Source organism: Streptomyces sp. cg40, from assembly GCF_050320165.1.
Classification (GTDB): domain Bacteria; phylum Actinomycetota; class Actinomycetes; order Streptomycetales; family Streptomycetaceae; genus Streptomyces; species Streptomyces hokutonensis.
This window is the reverse complement of the sequence record NZ_CP190128.1, coordinates 2,525,974-2,540,874: the sequence shown is the minus strand read 5'-3', so window position 1 is coordinate 2,540,874 and position 14,901 is coordinate 2,525,974. Positions and strand designations below refer to the sequence as shown.

At 71.9% G+C, this 14,901-nt stretch carries 10 protein-coding genes, 1 pseudogene and 1 riboswitch; of the genes and pseudogenes, 2 read left to right on the top strand and 9 right to left on the bottom strand.

Annotation, left to right across the window (positions count from 1 at the left end):
- Positions 1–70 precede the first annotated feature (70 nt).
- Positions 71–1,285, top strand: a complete 1,215-nt coding sequence (locus tag ACQHII_RS11225; protein WP_427925289.1) for a cytochrome P450 — start codon at positions 71–73, stop codon at positions 1,283–1,285.
- Positions 1,286–1,306: 21 nt separating this feature from the next.
- On the opposite strand, the gene ACQHII_RS11220 is transcribed toward ACQHII_RS11225, so the two are convergent.
- The 9 genes and pseudogenes from ACQHII_RS11220 to ACQHII_RS11180 all read right to left on the bottom strand — a co-directional run bounded on the left by ACQHII_RS11220 (position 1,307) and on the right by ACQHII_RS11180 (position 12,945).
- Entirely contained in the window at positions 1,307–2,071 is a 765-nt protein-coding gene (locus tag ACQHII_RS11220) for a polysaccharide deacetylase family protein (protein ID WP_427919157.1), read from the bottom strand.
- A 103-nt stretch (positions 2,072–2,174) separates the two neighbouring features.
- On the bottom strand, positions 2,175–2,750 hold the full coding sequence (locus ACQHII_RS11215) for a histidine phosphatase family protein (RefSeq protein WP_427919156.1): 576 nt from the start codon (positions 2,748–2,750) through the stop codon (positions 2,175–2,177).
- A gap of 112 nt (positions 2,751–2,862) precedes the next feature.
- Positions 2,863–5,181, bottom strand: coding sequence for a 5-methyltetrahydropteroyltriglutamate--homocysteine S-methyltransferase (gene metE / locus ACQHII_RS11210; protein ID WP_427919155.1), 2,319 nt, complete (start codon positions 5,179–5,181; stop codon positions 2,863–2,865).
- Between the two features lie 152 nt (positions 5,182–5,333).
- A riboswitch (cobalamin riboswitch) is annotated at positions 5,334–5,559 on the bottom strand.
- 1 nt (position 5,560) lies between these two features.
- The gene (locus ACQHII_RS11205) at positions 5,561–6,094 is read right to left on the bottom strand and encodes a hypothetical protein (RefSeq protein ID WP_427919154.1); all 534 of its coding nucleotides are present in this window, start codon (positions 6,092–6,094) and stop codon (positions 5,561–5,563) included.
- Positions 6,095–6,119: 25 nt separating this feature from the next.
- Entirely contained in the window at positions 6,120–7,103 is a 984-nt protein-coding gene (meaB, locus tag ACQHII_RS11200; RefSeq protein ID WP_427919153.1) for a methylmalonyl Co-A mutase-associated GTPase MeaB, read from the bottom strand.
- Positions 7,100–9,286, bottom strand: a complete 2,187-nt coding sequence (gene scpA / locus ACQHII_RS11195; protein ID WP_427919152.1) for a methylmalonyl-CoA mutase — start codon at positions 9,284–9,286, stop codon at positions 7,100–7,102. Before scpA ends, meaB begins: the two co-directional genes overlap by 4 nt.
- Positions 9,286–11,091 (bottom strand): methylmalonyl-CoA mutase family protein, encoded by a 1,806-nt coding sequence (locus tag ACQHII_RS11190; RefSeq protein WP_427919151.1) that lies wholly within the window; start codon positions 11,089–11,091, stop codon positions 9,286–9,288. Before ACQHII_RS11190 ends, scpA begins: the two co-directional genes overlap by 1 nt.
- An 86-nt stretch (positions 11,092–11,177) precedes the next feature.
- A pseudogene (locus tag ACQHII_RS11185) lies at positions 11,178–12,117 on the bottom strand (diaminopimelate decarboxylase family protein); the annotation flags it as partial.
- Positions 12,118–12,411: 294 nt separating this feature from the next.
- Entirely contained in the window at positions 12,412–12,945 is a 534-nt protein-coding gene (locus ACQHII_RS11180; RefSeq protein WP_427925288.1) for a universal stress protein, read from the bottom strand.
- A 345-nt stretch (positions 12,946–13,290) separates the two neighbouring features.
- Here ACQHII_RS11180 and ACQHII_RS11175 point away from each other — a divergent pair, with 345 nt between their 5' ends.
- A complete protein-coding gene (locus tag ACQHII_RS11175) occupies positions 13,291–14,898 on the top strand; it encodes a purple acid phosphatase family protein (protein WP_427919150.1) in 1,608 nt (535 codons plus the stop codon).
- Positions 14,899–14,901 lie beyond the last annotated feature (3 nt).

The following is a 14,901-nucleotide window of genomic DNA, read 5'->3' as shown; positions in this document are numbered from 1 at the left end:
CTTCCGCACCGCGTGCGCGTACGGCACCATGAGCCCGACCCGCACCGCACCACCGGCCGGAGGGTGTCCCGTGGACCGCGAACTGCACGGCAGGCTCGACGAGTTGCAGCGCGACCCGTACCCGCTCTACACCAGGGCCCGCCAGACCGGAGGCCTCACCCACGTCGTCGAACTCGACGCCTGGCTCGTCGCCCGGGACGCCGACGTCCGCGAAGTCCTGCGCCGCCCCGAGGACTTCTCCTCGGCGGTCGCGCTACGGCCCGACGTGCTGCCGTCGCCCGCCGCGCTCGCCGTCCTCGGCGGCGGCTTCGGCGGGCGGCCGGTCGTCGTCACCGCCGACGGCGCGGCGCACCAGCGACTGCGCGCGCCCATCGTCCGCGGCCTCTCCCCGGCCCGCGTCACGGCCGTCCTGCCCTACGCCGCCGAGCGCGCCGCCGCCCTCGTCGACACCTTCGCCGGGGACGGGCAGGTCGACCTGATGGCGGCGTACGCCCGCAGGCTCCCCGGCGAGGTGATCGGCCGCATCGTCGGCCTCGACCCCGCCGACGTGCCCGGAGTCGTCCACGGCGGCCACCGCGCCGAGGAGTTGCTGTTCCGTCCCCTGGAGGAGGCCGAGCAGGTCGCCGCGGCCGAGGACGTCGTCGCGATGCAGCACACCCTCGACCAGTACGCGCGGGAGCGCCACGACCAGCCCCGCGAAGACCTCTGCTCGGAGCTGGTCGCCTCCGTCGTCGAGGGCCCGCTCACCCTGGACCATCGGCACCAACTCGTCGCCGATCTCCAGAACTTGCTGATCGCCGGACACCTCACCACCACAGCGCTCATCGGCACGACCGTCCTGCATCTGCTCCGTCACCCGCGCCAGTGGGAGCTGCTGTGCGCCGAGCCCGAGCGCATCCCGGCGGCGATCGAGGAGGCGGCCCGCTACGACACCGCGCTCCAGGGCTTCCGCCGAATCACCACCCGGGCCGTCGTCGTCGCCGGTACCGAACTCCCCGCCGGGGCAACGCTGTTCATCGCCTTCGGCGCGGCCAACCGGGACGAGCGGCGCCATCCGCGAGCCGACACCTTCGACATCACCCGCTCCCCGGTCGCCCGCCACCTCGCCTTCGGCCTCGGCGTGCACGGCTGCCCCGGCTCCCAGCTCGCCCGGGAGCAACTCCGCCTAACTCTGGAGGAGTTGACCCGCCGCCTGCCCGGACTGCGGCTCGCTGAGGACCATCCGGTCACCATGCGGCCCACGATGATCCACCGTTCCCCGTACGCCCTGCACCTGACCTGGTGAGAGGAGCGGGCCCCTGGTGACTCAGGGCCGGTACACCTTCCCGGGCTCCGCCTTCCCGGGGGCCAGCAGCTGCGGCACGGTCACGAACACGTACCCGCGTGCCTTCAGCGCGTCGATGATGCCGGGGACGGCGGGCACGGTGCCCTTGTACAGGTCGTGCAGCAGGATGATCCCGTCCCGGGTGGCCTGGGCGAGGACGCGCTTGGTGATGAGGGCGGAGTCGGTGGTCGCGTAGTCCTTGGCGGTCACGCTCCACAGGACCTCCGCGAGGCCCAGCTCACGGCAGATCTTGTGCACGGTGTCGTCGGTACGGCCCTGCGGCGGACGCATCAGCGTCGGCTTCTTCCCGGTGATCCGCTCTATCGCGTCGTCCGTGCGTTCCAGTTCGCCGCGTATCTGCGCGGGCGTGATCCGGGTCAGGATCTTGTGGTCCCAGGTGTGGCTGGCCACCTCGTGCCCCTCGGCGGCCATGCGCGTCACCAGCTCCGGGTACTTCTCGATGTGCCGCTTGCCGAGCAGGAAGAAGGTCGCCGGGACCCGCTTCTCCTTCAGGATGTCGAGCAGCCGGGCCGAGTTCTCGCTCGGCCCGGCGTCGAAGGTCAGCGCGATGCACTTCGCCTCACGGCAGTCGACCGTCCCGAAGCGGGCCGACACCGCGTGGGTCCGGGCGGCGGCGGGCGATGTCGTGTCGAGCTTCGTGCACCCGCTCGACGCGAGGCCCAGCGCGGCGACCGCCACAAACATGCCGACGGCGCGCAACCCGGCCCGGGTTCTTTCCCTCTTCATACCCAGAGACCTCAGAGATGGCATGTCCAGACTATACATACCGAGTGTACATGGTGTGTATAGTTGATCGTGGGTGCCCGGGGAAGGCGACCCCGGACCCGTGTCAGCGGGTCTCGGCCCCCAACTCCCGCCCGAGCCGCAGGTTCCACCGCCCGGACTGTCCGCTGAGGTCGGTCGCGGTCAGCGGGGGCACGTCGAGCCGCCAGAAGGCCGGCCCGGGCGCGCCGAGGACCGTGACCGCCAGGGCCCGTACGAGCTCCTGCTCCACGACCGCCAGGGTCCTGCCCTCGAACGCCGCCGCCTCCAGCCACCCGGCCGCCCGCTCGCACAGCGCCCGCACCGACTCGCCGCCGTGGGGCGCCGCGTCCGGGTCCGACAGCCAGGACAGCACCGCGTCCGGTTCCGTCGCCATCACGTCGTCGAGGGTCAGCCCCCGCCAGCGGCCCATGCCGAGCCCCGCCAACTCCGGCTCCGGTACGGCCGTGAGACCGAGCGCGGACGCCGTCTCCCGGCAGCGCGCGGTGGGGGAGACCAGCACCCGGTCGGCCGCCCCGAGCGAGCCGGCGGCGGACTCGGCGCGGGCCCTGCCGCTCGGGTCGAGCGGGCTGCCGTCGTCGAACCGGGCCTCCCGCAGGGACCGGTTCAGCGCCGGTGAGATCAGGGTGATGCGGCTGGTCACTCGCTTGCTCCACTTCTCCGGACGGGGTGTACCGACATCGTCCCCCTGTGCTGAGGGGCGGGGCCGGCCGGGAGGGTGCCCCCGGCCGGCCCCGCCCCGTTCGTTCCGCGGGTCAGGAACCCGCCAGCTCCTCACGGACCGTACGGGCCGCCGCGACCAGGTTCTCCAGCGACGCGCGGGTCTCGGGCCAGCCGCGGGTCTTCAGCCCGCAGTCGGGATTGACCCACAGCCGCTCCGGCGGAATGGCCTCAAGTCCCTTGCGCAGCAGGGCCGCCGCCTCGTCCGCGCCCGGGACCCGCGGCGAGTGGATGTCGTACACGCCGGGTCCCGCCTCACGCGGATAACCGTGCCCGGCCAGCTCGCGGGCCACCTGCATGTGCGAACGGGCCGCCTCCAGACTGATGACGTCCGCGTCGAGATCGTCGATGGCCCGCACGATGTCGCCGAACTCGGCGTAGCACATGTGGGTGTGGATCTGCGTGTCCGGCCGGACCCCGGCTGTGGTGAGCCGGAACGCCTCCGTCGCCCAGGCGAGATACGCCTCCCGGTCCGCCGCGCGCAGCGGAAGCGTCTCGCGCAGTGCCGGCTCATCGACCTGGATGACCGAAGTCCCGGCCGCCTCAAGGTCGTTCACCTCGTCGCGCAGGGCGAGGGCGACCTGCCGTGCGGTGTCTCCGAGCGGCTGGTCGTCGCGGACGAACGACCAGGCGAGCATCGTGACCGGCCCGGTGAGCATGCCCTTGACCGGCCGCGAGGTGAGGGTCTGGGCGTACGTCGTCCAGCGGACCGTCATCGGCTCGGGGCGGGAGATGTCGCCGGCCAGGATCGGCGGGCGGACGTAACGGGTGCCGTAGGACTGGACCCAGCCGTGCTGCGTGGCGAGGTAGCCCGACAACTGCTCGGCGAAGTACTGGACCATGTCGTTGCGTTCGGGCTCGCCGTGCACCAGGACGTCGAGGCCGGTCTTCTCCTGGAAGGAGATCACCTCGCCGATCTCCGCCCTGATGCGCTCCTCGTACCCGGCCGTGCCGATCCGGTTCGCCTTCAAGTCCGCGCGGGCGGTGCGCAGTTCGGCGGTCTGCGGGAACGAGCCGATCGTGGTGGTCGGCAGCAGCGGCAGCCCGAGCCGCGCCCGCTGGGCGGTGGTCCGCTCGCCGTACGGCTGCGAACGGCGGGCGTCGGCCTCCGCGACGGCGGCGGTACGTGCCCGTACGGCGGGGTCCCGGGTGATCGGGGAGCCCGCGCGGGAGGCCAGGTCGGCCCGGTTCGCGGCCAGTTGGGCGGAGATCGTGTCGGTGCCCCGGGCCAGGCCCTTGGCGAGGGTGACGATCTCGCGCGTCTTCTGGCGCGCGAACGCGAGCCAGCGCAGGATCTGCGGCTCGATGTCCCGCTCGGCTGCCGCGTCGAGCGGGACGTGCAGCAGCGAGCAGGAGGCGGCCACGTCGACCCGGTCGGCGAGACCGAGCAACGTGCCCAGCGTGGCAAGGGACTTGGTGAGGTCGTTGACCCAGATGTTGCGCCCGTCGACCACCCCGGCGACCAGCCGCTTGCCGGGCAGCCCGCCCACCGCGGCCAGGGCGTCGAGGTTGGCGGCGGCGGACCCGGTGAAGTCGAGTGCCAGCCCTTCCACCGGAGCCTTCGCCAGAACGGGCAGCGCATCGCCGAGCCGGTCGAAGTACGACGCGACCAGCAGCTTCGGGCGGTCGGTGAGCGCGCCGAGGTCGCGGTAGGCGCGCTCGGCGGCGTTCAGTTCGGCCGGAGTCCGGTCCTGGACGAGCGCGGGCTCGTCGAGCTGCGTCCACTCCGCGCCCGCCGCCCGCAGATCCGCCAGCACTTCGGCGTACACGGGCAGCAGCCGGTCCAGCAGTGTCAACGGATCGAAGCCCGCGGCGACTCCGGGCGCGGGCTTGGCGAGCAGTAGATAGGTGACCGGGCCGACGAGCACCGGGCGTGCCGTGAGGCCGAGCGCGAGGGCCTCCTTCAGCTCACCGACCTGCTTGCCCGAGTCGGCGGCGAAGGCCGTGTCCGGCCCCAACTCGGGCACCAAATAGTGGTAGTTGGTGTCGAACCACTTCGTCATCTCCAGCGGCGCCACGTCCTGCGTGCCGCGCGCCATCGCGAAGTACCCGTCCAGCGCGTCGAGTTCGATGGCGGTGCGGTGGCGGGCGGGGATCGCGCCGACCATGACGCTGGTGTCCAGGACATGGTCGTAGTACGAGAAGTCGCCGGTCGGGACTTCGTGGACCCCGGCCTCGGCCAGCTGCCGCCAGTTGGTGCGGCGCAGTTCGGCGGCGGTGGCCCGGAGGGCGCCGGCGTCGACGCGGCCCTTCCAGTAGCCCTCGACGGCCTTCTTCAGTTCCCGGCCCTGTCCCTGACGGGGGTAGCCGTACACGGTGGCCCGTGCTGCCGCGGCTGCGGACTTCGCTGTCACGGAACTCTCCTTCGCGAGCTGTCTCCCTGAGATCCCGGGACGGGACGCGAGCGCGAAGGAACGCCAGACCGGACGGACGCACGGTCGCCGTGCCCGCCGATTTGTACGCCGACCCGCCCACGAGGTCACCGGGATTCCGCGCACAAAACCCGTTTGCGCACGGGCAGTTGGCAGGTCTTCGGACTCGCGGGCACGTCCTCCTTTTCTGACCGGAGGACACCTACTGGCCGTCGCTTCCCAGATCCTGTCGCGGACCCAGTGCGTATGACGGCGGTCGTTCCCACTCACCGCTGCGGGGCAGTCCCGGAATCTCACCGGGTTCCCTCTTGCGACGCGTCCGTCTGGCTGACGGGGCGAACCAGCTGCGTGGGCAAGCGTATTACAGCTGATCCCCCGGGGCGGGCTGCTGCGGGGGATGCGGCCCGCCGCCGTCCTTGGGGTCCTGCGAACAGGTACGTCGGCTGTAGGACTGGTCATTGGGGATCAACAGCACTCCGGCAACCTGCGCGGGGTGCTCGACGGCGAGCCAACTGTCGCCCGTGTCGTCGCCGTTGGGCTTGGACGCCTCGGCCGAATAGACCGTCTCGCACAGCAGGGCCACGCGCTTCCTGTCGACCGCGCAGACGTCCAGAGCGGGGCCGTTGAACTCGTCGGCGTCGTGGAAGCGGTAGCGGTAGTGGACTTGGTCACCCTCGTTCGGCAGCTGCGGGTGGGGCTCGAGGCGCCAGTCGACGATCTCGGCGGAGGCGCCGGGATACCGCCCGTCGACATCCTCGACCCGCACCTTCACAGCGGCCTTGCCGCGCTTCGTGGTGGTGTCGGAGCAGCCCCAGGTGGCGGAGCAGCCGGACACGGCGAGCATCGCCAGAGCCAGCGCCAGTGGAGCACCGGCGAGTAACCGTACGGGAATCATTCGGACGGCCTCCGGTCGCGATGCGTCAGCTGGGCCCGGATCCGAAAGCCCGCAGGATCTGTTCGGCGGCCAGGGTTGCCGTCAACTCGCCCTCCCGCACCCGCCGTTCGAGGTCCGGGGCCAGTGAGCGTACCGCCGGATCAGCGTGCAGTCGCCCGAGGAGTTCGTCGCGGACCATCGTCCATGTCCAATCCACCTGCTGTTCGCGGCGTTTGGCGGCGAGGCGGCCGGTGGAGTCCAGCAGGGACCGGTGCTGTTCCAGGCGCTCCCAGACCGTGTCCAGGCCCGTGCCCTCGCGGGCGCTGCAACTCAGTACCGGCGGGGTCCAGGCCGCGTCGACGGGGTGCATCAGGCGCAGCGCGCCCGCCAACTCCCTTGCCGCGCCTCGTGCGTCGCGCTCGTGCGGGCCGTCCGCCTTGTTGACGGCGATGACGTCCGCCAGCTCCAGGACGCCCTTCTTGATGCCCTGCAACTGGTCGCCCGTGCGGGCCAGGGTCAACAGGAGGAAGGAGTCGACCATGTTGGCGACCGCTGTCTCCGACTGGCCGACGCCGACCGTCTCGACGAGGACGACGTCGTAGCCCGCCGCCTCCATCACCACGATCGACTCCCGGGTCGCCTTCGCGACACCGCCGAGCGTGCCCGCGGTGGGGGAGGGCCGGACGAAGGCCGCCGGGTCCACGGCCAGGCGTTCCATGCGGGTCTTGTCGCCGAGGATCGACCCGCCGGTCCGGGTGGAGGACGGGTCGACGGCCAGCACCGCGACCCGGAAACCGAGCGAGGTCAGCAGCGTGCCGAACGCGTCGATGAACGTCGACTTGCCGACGCCCGGCACACCGCTGACGCCGATGCGCCGGGCCTTGCCGCTTTGCGGCAGCAGCTCGGTCAGCAACTCCTGAGCCATGGCGCGGTGTTGGGGCTTGGTCGACTCGACGAGGGTGATGGCGCGGGCCACCAGGGCCCGCTTGCCGTCGAGTACGCCCTTCACATAGGTGTCGACATCGATCACGGGGTGTGCCCGAGGTCGGTGGCCAGCCGCTCGACCAGGTCGTAGGCCGCGTCCGGGATCACCGTCCCGGGCGGGAAGACGGCCGCCGCGCCCATCTCCAGGAGCGTCGGCACGTCCTGCGGCGGGATCACCCCGCCGACCACGATCATGATGTCCTCGCGACCCTCCTCGGCGAGGGACTCCTTCAACGCCGGTACGAGGGTGAGGTGTCCGGCGGCCAGCGAGGAGACCCCGACGACGTGCACGTCCGCCTCGACGGCCTGGCGGGCCACCTCGCCCGGGGTCTGGAAGAGGGGGCCGACGTCGACGTCGAAGCCGAGGTCGGCGAAGGCGGTGGCGATCACCTTCTGGCCGCGGTCGTGGCCGTCCTGGCCCATCTTGGCGACCAGGATGCGCGGGCGGCGGCCCTCGGCCTCCTCGAACTCGGCCACGAGGGCGCGGGTGCGCTCGACGGACGGGGACTCGCCGGCTTCGGTGCGGTACACACCGGAGATCGTACGGATCTGGCTCGCGTGCCGCCCGTACACCTTCTCCAGCGCGTCGGAGATCTCACCGACCGTGGCCTTCGCGCGGGCCGCGTTCACCGCCAGCTCCAGGAGGTTGCCGCTGCCCTCGGCGGCCCGGGTCAGGGCGTGCAGGGCGTCCTGGGTGGCCTGTTCGTCGCGCTCGGCGCGCAACCGCCGTAGTTTCTCGATCTGTTGGGTGCGGACGGAGGAGTTGTCGACCTTGAGGACGTCGATCTGCTCGTCGGTCTCCACCCGGTACTTGTTGACGCCGATGACCGGCTGGCGCCCGGAGTCGATGCGGGCCTGCGTGCGGGCCGCCGCCTCCTCGATGCGCAGCTTGGGGATGCCCGCGTCGATGGCCTTGGCCATACCGCCCGCCGCCTCGACCTCCTCGATGTGCTGCCAGGCGCGGCGCGCGAGGTCGTAGGTCAGCTTCTCGACGTACGCGCTGCCGCCCCACGGGTCGATGACCCGGGTGGTGCCGGACTCCTGCTGGATGAGGAGCTGGGTGTTGCGGGCGATGCGGGCCGAGAAGTCGGTGGGCAGCGCGAGGGCCTCGTCGAGGGCGTTGGTGTGCAGCGACTGCGTGTGGCCCTGAGTGGCGGCCATGGCCTCCACGGCCGTACGCGTCACGTTGTTGAACACGTCCTGCGCGGTCAGCGACCAGCCCGAGGTCTGTGAATGGGTGCGCAGGGAGAGGGACTTGGCGTTCTGCGGGTCGAACTGCTTGACCAGCTTGGCCCACAGCAGGCGGGCCGCCCGCAGCTTCGCGATCTCCATGAAGAAGTTCATGCCGATCGCCCAGAAGAACGACAGCCGGGGCGCGAACGCGTCCACGTCCATCCCCGCCTCCCGGCCCGCCCGGATGTACTCGACCCCGTCCGCGAGGGTGTACGCCAGCTCCAGGTCGGCCGTCGCGCCCGCCTCTTGGATGTGGTAGCCGGAGATGGAGATCGAGTTGTAGCGGGGCATCCGCTGCGAGGTGAAGGCGAAGATGTCGGAGATGATCCGCATCGACGGCTTCGGCGGATAGATGTAGGTGTTGCGGACCATGAACTCCTTGAGGATGTCGTTCTGGATGGTCCCGGCCAACTTCTCGGGCGGTACGCCCTGTTCCTCGGCGGCGACGATATAGAGCGCCAGTACCGGCAGCACCGCGCCGTTCATCGTCATCGACACGGTCATCTTGTCCAGCGGGATGCCGTCGAAGAGCTGCCGCATGTCGTAGATCGAGTCGATCGCCACGCCCGCCATGCCGACGTCACCGGTCACGCGCGGGTGGTCGCTGTCGTAACCCCGGTGCGTGGGCAGGTCGAAGGCGACCGACAGGCCCTTCTGACCGGCCGCCAGATTCCGCCGGTAGAACGCGTTGGACTCCTCGGCCGTGGAGAAGCCCGCGTACTGGCGGATCGTCCAGGGCTGGTTGACGTACATCGTCGGGTACGGGCCGCGCAGATACGGCGCGATGCCCGGGTAGGTGCCCAGGAAGTCCAGGCCCTCCAGGTCCTGCCCGGTGTACAGCGGCTTGACCGCGATGCCCTCCGGGGTCTCCCAGAGCAGGTCGTCGCCGCCCGCGGCCTTCTTGACGGCGTCGCGCCACTCGTCGGGTCCGGCTTCGGCGGCCGGGGCCCCCAGCCCGATCCCGGAGAAGTCGGGGATCCGCCCCATCGCTGCCATCAGGACACTCCCATGCGGTCGAGGGTGGCGGTCAGGACGGCCACGGCGTCACAGCCCGCGAAGACGTAGGCGTCGACACCGGGGTACTCGGCGGGACGGCCCGCGAGGAACACGTGCCCGGCACCGGCCGACCTCAACTCCCCGGCGACCGTGGCCGCTTGCTCCTCGTACAGCGCGTCGCTGGAGCACAGGCAGGCCTCGGTGGCACCGCTGTCCGCGAAGGCGCCCTCGGTGACGGGCTCGATGCCGCCCGCCTGGAACAGGTTCGAGGCGAAGGCGAGCCGGGCGGTGTGCGCGGCGGCGGGGCCGATTGCCGCCAGGAAGATCCGCGGGCGGGAGCCGGTCGCCGCGAGGTGGGCGTCGGAGCGGGCGCGCAGGGCCTCGTAGGCCTCGTCGCGGCGCACGCGCGGCAGTCCGCCGGAAGGGACCGCGGGGGCGGGCGCGCGCTCCGGGAGGCGTTCGGTGAGATTCGGGAACTCGCTGACCCCGGTGATGGGTTCGCGCCGCTTGGCGAGCTTCGCGCTGCGGGCCGCCCAGGTGGTGGCGAGGTCGTCGCGGAGACTGCCGGAGGCCAACACCGATGCCTGGCCGCCCTGTTGCTCGATGTGCTGGAAGAACTCCCAGCCCGCGTGGGCGAGTTCGTCCGTGAGCCGCTCCACGTACCAGGAGCCGCCCGCCGGGTCGATCACCCGGGACAGATGCGACTCCTCGACCAGGATCGTCGAGGTGTTGCGGGCGATCCGGCGCGCGAACGCGTCCGGCAGGCCCAGCGCGTGGTCGAAGGGCAGCACGGTGACGGACTCGGCACCGCCCACCCCGGCGGCCAGCGTCGCGACCGTCGTGCGCAGCATGTTCACCCACGGGTCCCGGCGGGACATCATCACCGGCGAGGTCACCGCGTGCTGCACCTGCCCGCCCGGCGCCCCGCACACCTCGGCCACCCGGGCCCAGAGCCTGCGCGCCGCGCGCAGCTTGGCGATCGTGAGGAACTGGTCGGCGGTCGCCGCGTACCTGAACTCCAGCTGGGCGACGGCCTGTTCGACGCTCAGCCCCGCTTCCGTCAGCTCCCGCAGATACGCCACACCGGTCGCCAGCGAGGCGCCCAGCTCCTGCCCCGCCGAACCGCCGGCCTCGTGGTACGGCAGCGCGTCCACGGTCAGCGCGCGCAGCCCCGGGTACTCCTCGGCGCAGCGCCGGGCGAGCGCGGCGACCGGCGCGAAGTCGAAGGGGTTCTCCCCGGTGCGGGCCGCGAAGCCCAGCGGGTCGGCGCCCAGGTTGCCGCGCACCGCCCGGGGGTCGATGCCGCGCTCCTCGTACAGCCGTAGCAACTCGCCCGCCGCGGGCTCCACTTGGCTCCCCGCGTCGAGGACGACGGGTGCCAGGTCGAGGAAGACACCGTCGAGGACCCGCTCCAGCGAGGCGACCGGGATGCCCTGCTCGCCCACGGCCAGCCACAGTGAGGTGACGCCGTTCTCCAGGTCGCCGAGGACCGCGGAGTTGTCGGCCGTCGCGTGCCGCTGCCGTACGTCCCAGCCGCCGAGGGTGTTGCCCTCGGCCCGGCCGCCCCGCACGAAGGGGGCGAAACCGGGGAGGCCGGGTTCCGGCGCGGAGTCGTCCGCGGTGTACAGGGGGCGGGCGCGCAGCCCGTCCTCAAGGGGGGTGGACAGGGCGTCTTCCGCTGCCGTACCCGAGACTTCCTTGCCCGACTTGCGCAGTACGCCTTCCACCAGGCGTTGCCACTGCTCATGGGTCGCGTCAGGGAACTCGGCGGCCAGCGAGAGCCCGTCGTCAGGCAGGACCGTCATGCTCGGATGCTAGGGCAAACGTGCAGGTGAGCAGCAGAGGACGCGGCTGTGACCTTGGCCTCGCCTGGCGGTCTAGACCATTTCTTCTACAGTCCGACGTCCCGTCGGCTCATGTCCTCCAGCGACTCGCGGCGGACCAGCACCCGTGCGATGCCGTCGGCCACCGCGACGACCGGCGGGCGGCCGACCAGGTTGTAACTCGACGCCATGGACAGGTGATACGCACCGGCGGCCTGTACGGCGAGGAGGTCGCCGGGGCGTACGTCGCCGGGCAGCGCCACCTCGTCCGCGAGGACGTCGCCCGCCTCGCAGTGCCGGCCCACGACCGTGACCGGGCGCGGCGGCGCGGCGGCGCGGCGGCGCGGAGGCCGGGCGGTCGATCAGCCGGGGCGCGTACCGCACGCCGTACAGCGCGGGCCGCGGGTTGTCGCTCATCCCGCCGTCGACCGCGACGAACGTACGGTCGCCGGTGCGCTTGATCGCCAGCACCCGGTACACGACGACTCCGGCGGGACCGACGACCGCCCGCCCGGGTTCGAGGGTGAGCCGGGGCACGGGCAGCCCGCTGCGGGCACAGCCCTCCTCCAGCTCGGCCCGCACCCGCCCGGCGAGGACGGAGATGTTCAACTGCTCCTCACCCGGGCGGTAGGGGATGCCGTGCCCGCCGCCGATGTCCAACTGCGGGAGGGCGACGCCGTGTTGGTCCCGGATGCGGGCCAACAGGCCCACCGTGCGGTGCACCGCGGTGACGTAGGGCTTCGCCGTGGTGATCTGCGAGCCGATGTGGCAGTGCAGGCCGACGAGTTCGAGGTGCGGCTGGTCGAGGATCCGGGTGTGCTGGGGGCGCCGACGGCGCCAGGAGTTCTCGCGCTCGCGGGCCGCGGCCGCGGTGCGGTCGGTCGCCGGGGCGGAGAGCGAGGGGTCGACGGTGAGGGCGGTGACGCCCAGCGGCGCGGCGAGGGCGCGCAGCGCGGGTTCGGAGAGCCTGATGGCGGCCTGCTCGGGGCCGAGGGTGGCGGCGAGCCGCGCCGCCGAGCTGAAGCCGACGGCTGTACGGCCGCCGAGCGGGGTGCGGAAGAACCGGGCCGTACAGCCCGCGGGCCCCGACCGGACGGGCACGTACAGAAGTCCGGCCGGGACGGGTTCGGCGGGTGATTCGGAGGGTTCGGCTGGAGACGTCGTGCGGCTCCTTGGGAGAGGGGGATCTGCGCTCACTCGAAGCTATGCCCGGGTGGGCGGGGTCCGGGGCGGTCGCTGACGGATGCTTGACGGCGGGCTCCGCACTCATAGCGCCCCGCTGACGAGACCGGGAACCGCAGGTCAGCACCCGCCGTCCGTCAGCTCGCGGGCGTCGACCGCCCGCCGCAGGGCGACCCGCCGGTGCAGGGCGGCCAGCTCGCCCTCCAGCGGCGAGGGCGGCACCGTCAGGACCGGACAGCCGGCATGCGCGACGCAGTACCGCGCGACGGACGGGAACAGGCCGCGGAGCGCGCCCCGGGGGCCCGCGCCGACCACCAGGAGGTCGTCGGACCGGTCGGCGGTCTCCACCAGCGCGCGACCCGCCGTACCCCGGACGACCAGCCCCTGGAACGGAACCCCGGGGCCCGCGCCGCCGAAGGCCGCGTCGACAGCGGAGAGGAGCCGTTCGCCCGCGTCGCGGCGGAGGTCGGCGAGGGGCAGGGCCAACGGCGAGCGCCTGTGGGCGAGTTCACCGCCGGGCGGCTCCCAGGCGAGTACCGCCAGCACCTCCGCGCCGGTACGGCGGGCCTCCCGCACGGCCCGGTGCAACGTCGCGAGGCTCCCCGGCGAACCGCTCACTCCGACCACGGCACGCAGCCGCCCGGCACCGCTCATCGTCGCCCACTCCTTGCCGTACGACAGACTTCCGCGGTCCATCGAAGTCCCGGAAAGAGCCGACGGATCGCCGTGTTGGCGATGGCCTGACGCCCGAGGGCCGGTTCTTGTCGCGCCCGATACGCGGTCGCGGCGGTGGCCGGAATTGATTCCTCAACTCGCCCTCCGCCGCCCGCTCGCCTCAACGGAGTGGCCGCCCCTGGCAAAGCGCGGGGCAAGAATCGCGGCCGCGGACCACCCCGTGAGACGCGATGACCGTCTGGCAACGCACTGTTCACTCAGGAGCCGCCGGAGAGCGCCAGGGTGCGGACGTTGTCAGCTCAACTGCTCGCCAGGGAGGGCATCATGACCGCACAGACAGAGACACCGGACGGTTCGGCGGAGTCGTCCGAAGGGGTCAGCCGACGGCACGCGCTGGGTCTGCTCGGCACGGCGGGCGCGGGCGCCGCCGTCACCCCCTTGCTGGGAGCAGGCACGGCACAGGCCGCCCCGCTGGAAGCCCCGGCACTCCACCTCACCGCGGACGCCTCCGGCGCGGTGCCGGTCCAGGGCCTGCACCTCACCTTCGGTGCGGACCCGCGCACCCAGATGACGGTCTCGTGGATCACCGACAGACCGGTGTCCAAACCGGTCGTGCGCTACGGCACGCTGGAGCACGGCTTCGGCTCCAGCGCCAAGGCCCGCACGGTCACCTACGTCGACGGAACCTCCAGCCGCACCGTCTACGTCCACCACGCCGCGCTGAACAGGCTCAGCCCGGACACCGACTACCTCTACCTCGCCACCCACGAGGGCGCGACCCCGGACAGCGGCACGTTCCGCACCGCCCCGCGCGGCCGCAAGCCGATCACCTTCACCAGCTTCGGCGACCAGTCCGCCCCGCAGGTCACCTGGACGGCCACCGGCACGGTCGGCCTCGACGCGAACTCCACGCCCGCGACGAAGGACATCGTCACCGGCATCGAGCAGGTCGCCCCGCTCTTCCACCTGCTCAACGGCGACCTCTGCTACGCCAACCTTGACGTCGACCGGGTCCGCACCTGGAACAACTTCTTCACCAACAACACCCGTTCGGCCCGCTTCCGCCCCTGGATGCCGGCGGCCGGCAACCACGAGATCGAGAAGGCCAACGGCCCGATCGGACTCGGCGCCTACCAGACCTACTTCGACCTGCCGTCCACCGAGACCGACGCCGAACTCGCGGGCCTCTACTACGCGTTCACGGCCGGCTCGGTCCGGGTCATCGTGCTCCAGAACGACGACAACTGCCTCCAGGACGGCGGCGACGTCTACATCAGCGGCTACTCCGGCGGGCGCCAACTCGCCTTCCTGGAAAAGGAGTTGAAGGCGGCCAGGGCCTCGCGCGACACCGACTGGATCGTCGTCGCCATGCACCAGGTCATGGTCAGCTCCACCGACGCCAACGGCGCCGACCTCGGCCTGCGCCAGAAGTACGGCCCCCTCTTCGACCGCTACGGCGTGGACCTGGTCCTCTGCGGCCACGAGCACAACTACGAGCGCTCGCTGGCCGTGCGCGGAGTCGTCAGCGGCACCGAGACGCTGACCCCCAACCCGGTCTCCACGGCCACCGACGACATCGACACCGGCCTGGGCACCGTACACATGATCCTCGGCGGCGGTGGCGTCTCGGGCACCACCAACCAGAGCTTCTTCAAGGACGGCACCGGCAAGGTGATCACGTCCGTGTCGGCGACCCCCGGCTCCAACGGCAAGCGCACCTCCACCTACACCAAGGAGGAGGCGGTCTGGATCGGCGTCCGCGACACCGAACACCCCTACGGCTTCGCCGCGTTCACCGTCGACCCCGGCTCGCACCCCGGCGACACCACCCGGATGCACGTGACCTACTACAACGTGAACAAGCCGGGCGGCGACCTGTCGGTGTTCGAGAACTTCACCCTCCACCGCAAGCGCTCCGACGGCAAGCGCTGAGCC